This is a genomic window from Flavobacterium sp. (assembly GCF_046155325.1).
Lineage (GTDB): Bacteria > Bacteroidota > Bacteroidia > Flavobacteriales > Flavobacteriaceae > Flavobacterium.
In genome coordinates this window covers 1-13,293 of record NZ_JBJXDQ010000026.1, presented here as the reverse complement: position 1 = coordinate 13,293, position 13,293 = coordinate 1, and the positions used below count along the sequence as shown (strand labels likewise).

Annotated in this window: 13 protein-coding genes and 1 tRNA gene; 4 read left to right on the top strand and 10 right to left on the bottom strand. The window is 32.4% G+C overall.

Translation table 11 applies throughout. The features are described 5' to 3' along the window. The 3 genes from ACKVOD_RS02050 to ACKVOD_RS02040 all read right to left on the bottom strand — a co-directional run. Positions 1–397 (bottom strand): FAD-dependent oxidoreductase (locus tag ACKVOD_RS02050; RefSeq protein WP_409207820.1); only part of this gene is annotated, 397 nt, incomplete at its 3' end. Positions 398–531: 134 nt separating this feature from the next. Continuing rightward, positions 532–951 (bottom strand): rRNA maturation RNase YbeY, encoded by a 420-nt coding sequence (gene ybeY / locus ACKVOD_RS02045; protein ID WP_409207819.1) that lies wholly within the window; start codon positions 949–951, stop codon positions 532–534. After that, complete coding sequence (locus ACKVOD_RS02040; protein WP_409207818.1) at positions 951–4,283, bottom strand: hypothetical protein; 3,333 nt, start codon at positions 4,281–4,283, stop codon at positions 951–953. The genes ybeY and ACKVOD_RS02040 overlap by 1 nt, the downstream gene beginning before the upstream one ends. Positions 4,284–4,488: 205 nt before the next feature. Between ACKVOD_RS02040 and gltX the strand changes: the two genes are divergently transcribed. Next, positions 4,489–6,015 (top strand): glutamate--tRNA ligase, encoded by a 1,527-nt coding sequence (gene gltX, locus ACKVOD_RS02035; RefSeq protein WP_409207817.1) that lies wholly within the window; start codon positions 4,489–4,491, stop codon positions 6,013–6,015. Between the two features lie 57 nt (positions 6,016–6,072). On the opposite strand, the gene ACKVOD_RS02030 is transcribed toward gltX, so the two are convergent. Beyond that, entirely contained in the window at positions 6,073–6,711 is a 639-nt protein-coding gene (locus ACKVOD_RS02030) for a PorT family protein (protein ID WP_409207816.1), read from the bottom strand. A gap of 78 nt (positions 6,712–6,789) precedes the next feature. On the opposite strand from ACKVOD_RS02030, the gene ACKVOD_RS02025 reads away from it, so the two are divergent. Beyond that, positions 6,790–7,773 (top strand): SPFH domain-containing protein, encoded by a 984-nt coding sequence (locus ACKVOD_RS02025; RefSeq protein WP_409207815.1) that lies wholly within the window; start codon positions 6,790–6,792, stop codon positions 7,771–7,773. A 33-nt stretch (positions 7,774–7,806) separates the two neighbouring features. Here ACKVOD_RS02025 and ACKVOD_RS02020 read toward each other — a convergent pair whose 3' ends face one another. The 4 genes from ACKVOD_RS02020 to ACKVOD_RS02005 form a co-directional block, all read right to left on the bottom strand. Beyond that, the gene (locus tag ACKVOD_RS02020) at positions 7,807–8,064 is read right to left on the bottom strand and encodes a DUF6327 family protein (protein ID WP_409207814.1); all 258 of its coding nucleotides are present in this window, start codon (positions 8,062–8,064) and stop codon (positions 7,807–7,809) included. 3 nt (positions 8,065–8,067) lie between these two features. Further along, entirely contained in the window at positions 8,068–8,418 is a 351-nt protein-coding gene (locus ACKVOD_RS02015; protein ID WP_409207813.1) for a competence protein, read from the bottom strand. 20 nt (positions 8,419–8,438) lie between these two features. Continuing rightward, a complete protein-coding gene (locus ACKVOD_RS02010; protein ID WP_409207812.1) occupies positions 8,439–8,792 on the bottom strand; it encodes a YtxH domain-containing protein in 354 nt (117 codons plus the stop codon). Positions 8,793–9,071: 279 nt separating this feature from the next. Next, positions 9,072–11,195: a glutamine--tRNA ligase/YqeY domain fusion protein gene (locus ACKVOD_RS02005; protein WP_409207811.1), complete on the bottom strand. Its 2,124-nt coding sequence runs from the start codon at positions 11,193–11,195 to the stop codon at positions 9,072–9,074. Between the two features lie 106 nt (positions 11,196–11,301). Here ACKVOD_RS02005 and folB point away from each other — a divergent pair, with 106 nt between their 5' ends. Next, positions 11,302–11,661 (top strand): dihydroneopterin aldolase, encoded by a 360-nt coding sequence (gene folB, locus ACKVOD_RS02000; RefSeq protein WP_409207810.1) that lies wholly within the window; start codon positions 11,302–11,304, stop codon positions 11,659–11,661. A gap of 102 nt (positions 11,662–11,763) precedes the next feature. Further along, positions 11,764–11,834: transfer RNA gene (locus ACKVOD_RS01995), tRNA-Cys, on the top strand. A 154-nt stretch (positions 11,835–11,988) separates the two neighbouring features. Here the strand turns inward: ACKVOD_RS01995 and ACKVOD_RS01990 are convergent. Then, on the bottom strand, positions 11,989–12,666 hold the full coding sequence (locus tag ACKVOD_RS01990) for a LysE family translocator (protein WP_409207809.1): 678 nt from the start codon (positions 12,664–12,666) through the stop codon (positions 11,989–11,991). A gap of 36 nt (positions 12,667–12,702) precedes the next feature. Continuing rightward, a partial coding sequence (locus tag ACKVOD_RS01985) for a head GIN domain-containing protein (protein ID WP_409207808.1) occupies positions 12,703–13,293 on the bottom strand: 591 nt, incomplete at its 5' end.

Below are 13,293 nucleotides of genomic sequence, written 5' to 3'. Positions count from 1 at the left end.
TGCCGTTTTCAATAATTAATCCCTTTACCATTTCTTGATAAAAATCTAAATTTGGCGTTCCTTCAAGCATTAATCTCCATTCTTCGGCAAATCGCATACGATCACTTTGAACTCTTGGCGACCACATTGCAGGGCCTTTAGATTTATTCAACATTTTGAACTGAATAGCCGTATTGTCAGATACTATTCCTGAATAACCTCCTAGAGCATCAATCTCGCGAACTATTTGTCCTTTGGCAATTCCTCCCATGGCAGGATTACAAGACATTTGCGCAATGTTTTGTAAGCTCATAGTTACCAAAAGTGTTTTAGAACCTAGATTTGCGGCAGCTGCTGCTGCCTCAGAACCAGCGTGTCCAGCCCCAACAACAATCACATCATACTCTTCATCAAACATAATTTAAGATTTAAGATTTGCTTTAACAATTTGGAATGAGTCTTTTCAAAATTCGAATTTTAACAAGCTTATATTAATGGTTGTTTGTTCCACGTGAAACAATCTTTTGTTATATAAAAAACGGAAAGCGATGTTTATTGTTTCACGTGGAACAAAGCGATTTTTTCATCTTCTTTGTTTCTCATTAGCAATTCATCTTTTTGGGATTTGTCTTTGTAACCGCAATAATGTAATATGCCATGAATTAAAACCCTTTGAAGTTCTTCTTCAAAAGTAACGTTATAATCCTTGGCGTTATCGGCAACTCTTTCTACAGAGATAAAGATGTCTCCATGTATTTCGTTGCCCATACAATAATCAAAGCTAATGATATCGGTTAAGGTGTCGTGTCCCAAATGCTCAAGATTTATTTTATGCAAATACACATCATCACAAAAAACAAAGTTAATCTCACCTTCTTTTTTGTTTTCAGATACAATAACTTGATTAATCCAAGAAGAAATTAAATCCTCAGATGCTAATTTAAAATCGGTCTCGTAATTAAAATGGATCATTATTTATTAAAATATTCTTGAACTTTTTGATTAAAATTCGAACGCAAAGGTAAGGATTGTCTATTTAATATTTCTATACTCTTTAAATAATCCAAAATAGCTGGTGGCAATGAATTTGACTGATTATTAAACTCTTTTTTATTAGTTTCTGATTGACGTTTATTCTCTTGTCCCTGTTGTTGGATAGCTGTGTTAAGTTTTAACAATTCTTGCTTAACATTTAATATTCTTTGTAATACTTCGTTCTTAAACCCTTTGTTTAATATTTGTTTTTCTATTTGCTTCATTTGTTCTAAAGCATTTTGTCCGTTGCCTCCCATGCCTTTTTTGTCTAATTCGTTTTGCAAAGCTTCTCTAAGTTGCTTTTGTTCCTTATAGATCTCCATGATAGCCTTGGCGTCTCCTTCGCCATCCTCGCCTTCTTCTCCGTTTTCACCTTTCTGTCCGTTAGGACCCGTCTTTCCATCATTCCCTTTTTTTCCGTCTTTTCCATCTTTACTAGGATCTTTTCCATCACCTGGTTTAGGTCCTTTTTTAATGCCTTCTTTCATTTTTTCACCAAGACCTGCTTGTTTTTTTATTATATCTGGCAACTGCATTCCTTCTTCACCTTGTCCTGGCTTTGGTTTACCAGCGCCTGGCATTGACATAGACATCTGCATATTATTTAAAATATCCGATAAGAAATCTGCTAATTTATTGGCCGATGAGACTGTATATTGCTGGTGTGATACCCCTTTAGCTATTTGACCATCAGCTATAATTTCTAATGATTTGTCTAAATTATAAAGTGCGTTTCCAACTTCTTTTGTGATATTTTCTCCAATTTTTGGATTGCGTAAAGACATCGCAAAGAGACTGTCATCAATATGTTTAAACTGCAATTTTAAATCTTGTTGTGTTTTTAATTTTTTATTAAATGCTGGAGAACCAATACTAAGGTTTTTAAATTTAGCCATAACATCTTCTTGACTGAATGAAAACGCAAGTAAATTATCAAGAACTTGTCGCATCATAGCAACATCTTCTTCTAATTGCTCCATCTCGCCTTCTTGCATGCCTTCATCCATTTTTTGGGCCATTTGCTTCATTTTTTTGGAAGCACTTTTTTGTTTAGGTTTCGCTTTTTCTTTGCTGCTGTTTTGAAGCTCTTCTGAGGCTTTTTTTAAATCTTCATCAATGCTTTTCTCGCTATCTTTATCCATTGGGATGTCTAATGGCTTTTTAAGTTCTTTATTTTCTTTATCCAATTCTTTTAATTCTTCTTGAATCTTATCAAAGGTCTCATTAATTTCATCTTGAGATTCCTTAATATTTTCTTTTTCTTTATTGGACAATTCTTCTTGCTTCTCAGCGAGTTTTTCAAGTTTGGCTTTTAATTGTTTAGCTTTTTTCTCTACATAATATTTCTTTGTAAGCTCAACTAATTGTTCTAAAGTTTTGGTTTGGTTTTTAGAGTTCTGCTTGAACTTTTCAATTTTTTCAATTAAATCTTCTTTCTTAATCTTTTCGTTAAGCTCTTTAAGTTCGTCTAATAGTTTCTTGTTTTTCTCTAAATCTTTATCAACGTTTTCTAATCTTTTTTGTAATTCGTCTTTAAATTCGTCTTTTTTATCGGTTATGGTTTTGTCAAGATTCTCTTTCATTTTTTCAGCAAATTCTTGCATCTTTTTATCTTGCTGTTCTTGACGTTTTAAAAATTCATTAATTTTTTGTTGGTCTTTAAATTCAAAGTTTTCTTTCTCTTTTCCAGATTTTTGAATTTTTTCTAATTCAGATATTTGTTTGTCTTGATTTTTAAGCGACTTTTCTAAGCTATTGATATTACTGTTTTGTTCTTGTAATTCTTTATCTTCTTTTTCTTCATTAGTTTCAATGCGGTTAGAAAAAACAGAAGATTTAGTACTTTTAAAGTTATGAATAGCGTCGTTATCATAAACTTCAAAATAGTACTCATAGTTTACTCCTTGTTCTACAGGAAGCGATCCAGGGAAAGAAAAAACAAACTGATCGTACAAAGGAGATTTGATATTAATAACACCTCGTTTTAGGGTCTTAGGATTGTTTTTAGGGTAGTAAACAACCTGGAGTTTATATAAACCATAATCATCTGAAATTTTGCCCAACACATAACTTTGTGTAGTTTTTAAACTGTCTGGGGTTTGTTCGACATTGATTATTGGAAATTGATCTTTAACTATTGAAAGCTGATAATTCAGTTGTTCATAGTTATTAACTTTGGTGTTCGAAGTAAGTATTTGATATTCAGTATTATTAGTAATGGTTTTTGAAAACTGAAAGCTGTTTTCAACTTTAAAAAATGAATAATTGGTAGTTAAGTCATTCCAAACAATCTGTTGGGTATCATGAGCATTAATATTCCATATTACTCGAGTTCCTTCGGGAACAATAGCATTTCCGTTTCCGCTTATTATTTCAGGTTTTTTATTCAAATAAGAAGGAAAATCTAGTCGCATTTCAAAATTTGCGATGGAAGGTACAGAAATAACATTCAGTTCAAATTCTTTTGATGAAACAGCATTAGATTCTAGGTGAAATAAGATATTGGAGGTAGGTTTCTCAATTTTAAATTGAAATTCACCAGGCTTTGTTTTTTCCATAAAATAACTTTCCTGTCCTATAAATATCATTGCGTTTTCAGGAATAACATTTCCCTTTGTTTTAACTTTAATTACAAAATCTTGATTTTGCTCAGTTTGTAAAATTGAATTTAGAACCACAAACCGAAAGGGAGCTGGTGGTAAAAATTGTTCTTTGAAATGCACAACACGATTCAAACTTTGGGATAGAATTGAGCTATTTCCAGTAATATAAAATAAGCCAAAAAACAAAAATGGAATGAATGCTAAAGGAAGATATTTTCTATTAGTGTTAAAATTTATAGCATTACCAAAAGGGATAGGTTGCATTGAATTTGCTTTCTGCTCAATAGAAGCCATCAATAATTCGGATTGGTTTATATCAGTGGTTAATTGAAGAAAATTTGTCAATTTATCACTTATTTCCGGGAAATGGTTTCCAATGATTTTAGAGGCTTGATTATAATCTATTCCTTTTTTGAATTTAAATAATTGAGAAATGGGAAATAAAATAAATCTTGATAAAAGAAAAATTTCAACACCAATAAAAACCCAAAATAAGATAGTCCTTCCTACTGGCTTAAGCCAAAGAAAATATTCTACAAATAGTGTAAATAAGAAATACAATAATCCTAAACCTATAAAAAAAAGGATTCCTCGAATAAGTTCATTCGCATAAAACTTCTTAATAAAAAGCTCTAACTTTTGATAGATAAAATTTGATTTTTCCAAAATTATAATTTGTTTTTAACAACCGATAAAAGTAACTATTTTTCAATTCTATTCGTGTTAAAAATTGATTAAAGGAAAATTAATGATTAATTCTCCAAAAACTTCCGACTTCTAACTTCCAACTTCTAACTTCTAATTATCTTTGTCCCACACTTCTTACTCCCGAAGCTTCGGGACAGTGTCAATTTAAATTAAAAACACATAAATGTCAAAACAAGTTCGGGTGCGTTTTGCACCAAGCCCAACAGGGCCTCTTCATATTGGCGGCGTTCGTACTGCCCTATTCAATTATTTATTTGCCAAAAAAAACAACGGCGTTTTTTTTCTTAGAATTGAAGATACCGATCAAAACCGTTTTGTTCCCGGTGCCGAAGAATACATTATGGAAGCCTTAGAATGGTTAGGAATCCCTCCCGATGAAACTATCGGAAAAAATGAAAAATTTGGTCCCTACAAACAATCCGAAAGAAAACATTTGTACAAACAATACGCCAATGAATTAATTAATTCAGACAGTGCTTACTATGCTTTTGATACTGCCGAAGCATTAGATGAACAAAGAAAACAGCACGAAGAGCAAGGAAAAACTTTTATTTACAATTGGCACAATCGTGAAAAACTAGATACTTCATTGGTGATTTCTGCCGAGGAAACTGCAAAACGAATAGCTGCAGGGGAAGATTACGTCATTCGTTTTAAGACACCTGTAAACGAAACTTTACACTTGCAAGACATCATTCGTGGCGAAGTAAAGTTCGACACTAATTTGTTAGACGATAAAGTATTGTTCAAAAGCGATGGTATGCCAACCTATCATTTGGCTAATATTGTTGATGATCATTTAATGGAAACTTCCCACGTAATTCGTGGAGAAGAATGGTTGCCCTCCATGCCATTGCATGTTTTATTGTACCGTGCTTTTGGCTGGGAAGCACCTGAATTTGCTCATTTGCCTTTGATAATGAAACCTGTTGGAAACGGAAAATTATCCAAACGTGATGGCGATAAAATGGGATTTCCTGTATTTCCTTTAGATTGGACTGATGCTTCCAACATGACAAAATCGTCAGGTTATAGAGAAAAAGGATTTTTTCCAGAAGCTGTAATCAACTTCTTGGCTTTATTGGGTTGGAATGATGGAACCGAAAAAGAATTGTTTACTCTAGAAGAATTAGAAAACGTATTCGATTTGAATAGAGTTCACAAAGCAGGAGCCAAATTTGATCCAGAGAAAAATAAATGGTTCAATCATCAATATTTGATGAAAAAAGACAATGCAGATTTGACGGAACTTTTTATATCAGAATTAGAAAAGAAAAACATCTCGACTGCGCTAGATGTGACAAACAAAACCTTGATTACAAGAATCGTTTCATTAATAAAAGAACGGGCTCATTTTGTTTCAGAATTTTGGGAACTATCAGATTATTTCTTTGAAGCACCATCCTCTTATGACGAGAAAGCATCAAAAAACTGGAAAGAAGAAACGCCCAATTTAATGCGAGATTTAATTTCTATTCTTGGAGAAATAGAAGATTTCACTGCCGCGAATATCGAAACTATTGTAAAAGATTGGATGGCTAAAAACGAAATTGGAATGGGAAAAGTAATGCAACCGTTCCGTTTGAGTTTAGTAGGCGCTTTGAAAGGCCCACATTTATTTGATATTGTGGAACTCATTGGAAAAGAAGAAACGATTAAAAGAATTGAGAAAGCGATAGCGACTTTATAAAACAAAAAAAGCTTCCAGCCTTTGAAGAGCTGGAAGCTTTAAATGAAAACATAGTTTTTACAAATAAATAATCAAATTCCCATTCAAAATCCCTGCTTTTCCTTTTAGTTTTTCTCCTAAATCGGGATTGTTCAAACTTCCTAGCATATTATTGATTCCATATTGGTACGAAATATTGGCGCGAAAATGTGTAAATCCAGCCGTAACTCCAACAACAGGATAAAAATTAAACCTTGAAATATTGGTTATGTCTTTGGCTAAAATTTCCGTTCCTGTAATTTTATTGTTTTCGTTGGCAAAATCAGTTTTGAGTTTACCGTTGACTTGTACCAAAGGACCAAATTCAAAACTCAATTGATTTTCGACTATTTCGTAACTTGCCATCAACGATATTTGAGCTGATGACAACTTAAATTTTATATCCTCTGTAATAAAACCACTATCTGTTACAACCGAAAAATTATTTTCGCTAAACTGGATGGAATACACCATATCCCAATTGTCATAATAATTTCCTCGCATAGATAAACCTCCGTTCCAACCGGTTCCAGGCTTAGTTTGAAAATTTTTGGTGTTTAAGGTAAACTGATTAATTCCAAAAGTAATTCCTATTCGATTACTATCCCTATAGTTGTATTGCGCAAATCCAAGTGTAGAAATAAAAACAAAGACAACCGTAAAACATAATTTTTTCATAAAACAGAATTTATCAAAGACAAACCTAAAGTTTTTTTGTAATTTAACACTAATTTTTATAACTTAATTTTATTCTTTATGGACTTTTCATTAGCTATTATTCTTGTATTTGGATTATTTGTTTTTCTTTCTTCTTTTTTTACTGTGAAACAACAAACAGCTGTAATTATTGAGCGGTTTGGTAAATTTTTAAGCATCCGACAATCAGGTCTGCAGCTAAAAATTCCCTTGATTGATCGTATTGCAGGTCGTGTGAACTTAAAAATTCAACAATTGGATGTTATTATTGAAACCAAAACCAAAGACAATGTTTTTGTAAAGCTAAAAGTTTCAGTACAATTTATGGTGGTCAAAGAAACTGTTTATGATGCTTTCTACAAATTAGAATATCCGCACGACCAAATTACATCTTATGTTTTTGACGTGGTTCGTGCCGAGGTTCCAAAATTAAAGCTTGACGATGTTTTTGAAAGAAAAGACGATATTGCCATAGCCGTAAAACGAGAGTTAAACGAAGCCATGACCACTTATGGATATACTATTATCAATACATTAGTTACTGATATAGATCCTGATATTCAGGTCAAAAATGCCATGAACAGAATTAATGCTGCCGATAGAGAAAAAACGGTAGCCGAATTTGAAGCGGAAGCCTCAAGAATTAGAATTGTAGCTAAAGCTCAAGCAGAAGCCGAAAGTAAAAAATTACAAGGACAAGGTATAGCTGATCAACGACGCGAAATTGCACGTGGTTTGGTCGAAAGTGTAGATGTATTGAACAAAGTAGGCATCAATTCGCAAGAAGCATCTGCTTTGATTGTGGTAACCCAACATTATGATACTTTACAAGCTATTGGTGCTGATACTAACTCCAATTTAATCTTATTACCTAATTCCCCTCAAGCCGGAAGTGATATGTTAAACAATATGGTAGCTTCGTTTTCAGCTTCTAATCAAGTAGGTGAAATGATGAAAAAAAATGGTCGAAAAGGAAAACCAAAATTGACTGAATATGAAGAATTAAAAAATCCTGAAGCAATAGAAGACGATTCAGAAGTTTAAAATTACTTTTGTAAATAGTATAAAAAAAAGAGGCTAATTGCCTCTTTTTCTATTAATAAACCATTGGATAAGAATAGGTATTGCTGTTTTTAAAATTATGCCCGAATAGTTTGAAAAAATCGATTTATAATCTCCTAGAAATCCTTTAATTATGTTTTTTGGCAAAAGACTTTCTTTTGATTTTTTAACATCTAAAATTATTCTTTTAAGGTTTAGTTCTCTTTCTACTTTCAGAATTTCAAGTTCCAGCTCGATTTGAGCGTAAGATGAATATTTTTTGGTTTCTTCCATACTTTAATCGTTAAAAAAGATTTCCGAAAATTTCTCTAAAATATGTCCTTCAACAATTTTATCCTTGATTAAAAATAAAAGTCCAGAGATAAGTAAATAAATTCCAGCAATAATTAAAAATCCCAACGCATAACTATTTAGCACTTCCCCCATTGCAAGAGCCGCAGCAACAGAACAAAAAAGCAATACCATCATCAAAGCCATTGCAATTAATACAAATTTAAAAATCATTGTTGTTGATTTCATCGCCACTTTAAAACCCCATAACTTATAATAAGCCAAACTGTTTTCAAGGTATTCTCTTGCTTGTTTTTGAATGTCTTCGGTATGTTCTTTTAGTTCTTCGAAAGCCATAAATATTTTTTATAAAAAAATTAATTTTCGTGATTAGTCATCTGTTTTTTTTGAAGTTTAGCATTTTGTTCTTTTAAATCAGCCAACTTGGTTTCCAAAAAATTAATTACATCTTCGGTTTTATAACTCATATTAGAAACCATTTCTTCATACGTTTCTTCTAGATCATGTTTCGATCCCGAAAACGTTTTTCTCAATTGATGTGTCACATCTTCATATTTGTGTTTCAAATTGTCTTTCACATCATCAAGACCTCCTTTAATTTTTTCTCTAGTTTTTGACCCTTTGTCTGGAGCAAATAAAATTCCTACTCCTGCTCCAATCGCCGCACCTAATAAAAGTGCCAATACTGAATTTCCTGCATTATTTGACATCGCTTTAGAATTTAAATTAATACTACAATAAAGCTACAAACTTAATCAGCACCGCAATGTTAACAAGGTGTTAAAGTGTTTTAAAATATTGGAATATTGGAAATAAAGCCTTCTGATGGGGAAACTTTTATCAAATGACAAAACAGTTGTAAAACTTAAAACAATTGTTTAAAATTAATTTATGAAGGTCATTTGTGATTGATAAATCTAATGAAAAACATATAAACAATCAGAAATATATATAATAAGAAAAAGCGCTTGTAGAAGCGCTTTTAATAGTTATTCTTTATGCAAAATCTTATCAATATATTCTAGTTCTCTTTCGGTAAAATTTTTAGGTGGATTGGATTTTAGTTTCAAAATTTCTTCTTTGAAAGAATTTATGAATTCATTTTCATAATTCGAATAATGTAAATTCAACAGCGCTCTGAATCGAACAAAACTTGATTCACTTCTCAAAGACATAAAAAACAATTTTGAAAGCAGCTCTTTATCATAATCTGCCTCTTTTAAATTGGAATATTTCAAAATTAGATTAGCAAATAACAATGAGGTTTTGTTGTTATTAATATTCTTTTTAAATGAATTTTGCAATAAACTATAATTAGAAATTTCAGCCAAAGTCTCACCTATTGCTTTTCTGATTACAATACGCTCTTCTCTTGTGGCAACTTTAAAATATTTATTAATTTCTTTCAACGCGTTATTTATGCTATTTTCCTCTTTTTTTCCTTTTTCTTCCCAAGCATCTTTTAGCCCAACAGTTTTGTTAAATACTAATTTTTCAGCCGTAGAATCTTTATCTACATTAAAATAACCCAATCGTTGAAACTGAAATTTATCTCCAGAATTCGCAGTAGATAAACTTGGTTCTACAAATCCTCTAACAATTTGTAACGAATTAGGATTCATAAAATCAAGGAAGTTTTTTTCTTTGTGACTATCCGGTGATTCATCTGTAAAAAGTCTGTCATACAAACGAACTTCAGCTTCGATAGCGTGTTGAATTGAAACCCAATGTAACGTACCTGCTACTTTTCTTTTCGAGGCCTCACTCCCACTTCCGCTCAAAGAATCGGTATCATAAGTAACTTGAATTTCGGTAATATTATCGGAGGAATCCTTGATAAAAGCTTCAGCTTTAATAATATATCCGTTTTTTAAACGTACTTCATTCCCTATCGATAAACGGAAAAACTTCGCTGGTGCTATTTCTAAAAAGTCTTCTCTTTCTATGTATATTTCTCTAGAAAAAGGGACTTTTCTATATCCTGCAGTTTCGTCTTCTTGATTATTTTCAGCATCTAAATAATCTACTTTTCCCTCAGGATAATTAGTAATCACCACTTTTACGGGGTCTAAAACAGCCATAACTCTTGGTGCTGTTTTGTTTAAATCTTCACGTAAACAAAATTCTAGAAGGGAGAAATCGATAATGTTTTCACGCTTTGCGACCCCAATAGTATCACAAAATTTCCGAATTGAATTGGGTGTATATCCTCTTCTTCTTAGTCCTGAAATCGTAGGCATTCTAGGATCATCCCAACCGTTAACAATATTATCTTGAACTAATTGAAGTAACTTTCGCTTACTCATTACGGTATAATTCAAGTTTAAACGCGCAAACTCATATTGATTCGGTCTCACTTTTTGATCGTCAAAAATTTGATCTAAAAACCAGTTGTATAATTCCCTGTGCATCACAAATTCTAAGGTGCAAATAGAATGCGAAATTTGCTCGATATAATCACTTTCGCCATGCGCGAAATCATACATCGGATAAATTTTCCAATCGTTTCCTGTTCTATGGTGGTGACGGTGCAACACTCTATACATCAACGGATCACGCATCAACATATTAGTCGAAGTCATGTCAATTTTAGCTCTTAAAACGTGACTTCCTTCCGGAAAATCACCGTTTTTCATGCCTTCAAACAAAGTTAAATTTTCTTCAATAGAACGATTTCTATAAGGTCCGTCAACTCCTGCTAGGGTTGGACTGCCTTTTTGAGCTGCCATATCTTCAGAAGATTGGCTGTCAACATAAGCTTTTCCGTTCTTGATCATTAGAACTGCCCAATCGTATAACTGCTGAAAATAATCAGAGGCATAACGTTCTTCGGCCCATTCGAAACCCAACCATTTTAAATCTTCCTTGATGGCATCTACATATTCTTGCTCTTCTTTAGCAGGATTTGTATCATCAAAACGCAAATTTACTGGCGCCTTGTAGCTTAATCCCAGACCGAAATTCAGACAAATGGCTTTGGCGTGACCAATGTGTAAATAACCATTAGGTTCAGGTGGAAAACGGAATCGCAATTTATCATGAGAAAAACCGCTCGCTAAGCTGTCTTCTATAATTTGTTCTATAAAATGAAGTGATTTCTCTTCGGTTGACATAATTTTGTATAATTTTAGCAAAGGTAAAAATTTAGACGATAGATAATAGACAGATAGATAATAGATGCTGTTTTATTTAACAAATTGCAAACCAAATTATGAAATTATGGGCATTATAAAACTAAAAAACATTCGAACATTTTCTTACCATGGCTGTTTAATCGAAGAAAGTAAAATAGGATCTGATTACAGGGTTGATTTAGAAGTAAAAACTGATTTGAAAAAATCTGCTGTTTCAGACGATTTAAAAGATACCGCAGATTATGTACTTCTGAATCGAATAGTGGTGGAAGAAATGGCTGTTCGATCTAATTTATTAGAGCATGTGGCACAACGCATTATAGATAGAATCTTTAAAGATGTGTCAACAATTTCTGCTGTGAAATTAGGAGTGTCAAAACTAAATCCTCCTATTGGTGGTGATGTTGAAGCGGTTACCATCGAAATGGAAGAGAATCGAAATTGAAATAATCACAAATTAAAATTAGAATTACCGAATTTTAAAAATTGTCAATTATCAATTGTTAATTATCAATTGTTTCCTATATTTGCACACCAATAAATAATTGGCGTCGTGGCCGAGCGGCTAGGCTGGGCTCTGCAAAAGCTCCTACTCCGGTTCGAATCCGGACGATGCCTCTGAATTAACCTCTCTTTTTGAGAGGTTTTTTTATGGTTAATTTTTAGGAAAAATTAGGTAAAGATAGTACTCCGGTTCTCCCGATCCCGATCCCGAAGCTTCGGGACGGGACGGATGATAACACTAAAACCTTTAATGATATTTAGAGGTTTATTACTTATCAATCCTTTCCAAAGCATCTTTCAACTTCTCTTTTTCTTCTGGAAACCAGCCTTGTGTCATCAAAACAATGCCAAATAACATCAAAACGATACTGATAATTTTCTTTATTTTAAGAATATTGGTTGGTGTCATTTTTGTTTTTAGTTGTTTTGCCAAGACTATTTTGACACTATCTATTAGTAAATACGAAACAATTACGGTGGTCAAAAAAGTGATCATTCTTGGCGTTTCCATATCTAGTTTCGGACCTGTAGAAAGGATAATTGCCATCCAAAATCCAAGAACGCCAATATTGATAATGTTTAAAAAAAATCCTTTAATGTATAAGCTTCTGTAATTTGTTTTTATGATTTCATCATCAATAGCATCGGTGTTGACTTTTTTTTCTTTTTTTAGATTCACAAAAGAAATAATACCATAAACCAACATCAATATTCCTCCAAATATAAAAAGAGAGGGTTTGTCTTTTAAGTTTTGTATCAATCTGTAACTGCCCAAATAAGCAATAGTTATAAATACAATATCGGCTGTTACTACACCTAAATCAAAAACAAATGCGGCTCTAAATCCTTTTACAATACTGGTTTCTAGTAATATAAAAAAAACAGGCCCTATCATAAAACTTAAAAAAATTCCCCAAGGAATTCCTGATAAAATATCGTTTAACATCAAATAGTATTTAAAATAGAATAAACAAAAATAGAATTAGTTTTCAATTATTGATCCTCCAAGAATTGTTTCTTTATTAATTTGCTTAGGTTTTCCGAAAATTTCTATAGAGCCTCCTCCTTTTGCTTTAGCATCTACTAAAATAGTGGCATTAACCGATGCTATTCCCCTAAGAGAAGCAGTAATAGTGGTTTGTGAAGTTTGTAATTTCCTAGCGTCTAAATTTCCTCCTGAGGATACCATAACTTCCTGGTTGTTTGCCTTACCTGATAATTCTAAAATTCCTCCAGAAACTACTCTCACTTTTGCTTTTTCAACATCTATATCTAAGCCTACTTGTGCTCCGCTGTTTACCTCTAGATTGATAAATGTTTGCTTAAATGTTGCATCACTATCAACAATAGCGCCTTCGCTAGCTTCAATCGTTTCAATGTTTTTATAAAATAATTGTATGTTAATATTATCGCCTGACAATAATTTTGGAAAAGGCATTCTTAGTTTTAATTCTCCATTTTTATTGACAACCTCTACATCATTTTCTCTTGTACCGGTAATAATAATTTTATTTTCGGTCGATGATATTAATGTTACTTGGAGTTTATCAAATACTTTTACTCCATTAAAATC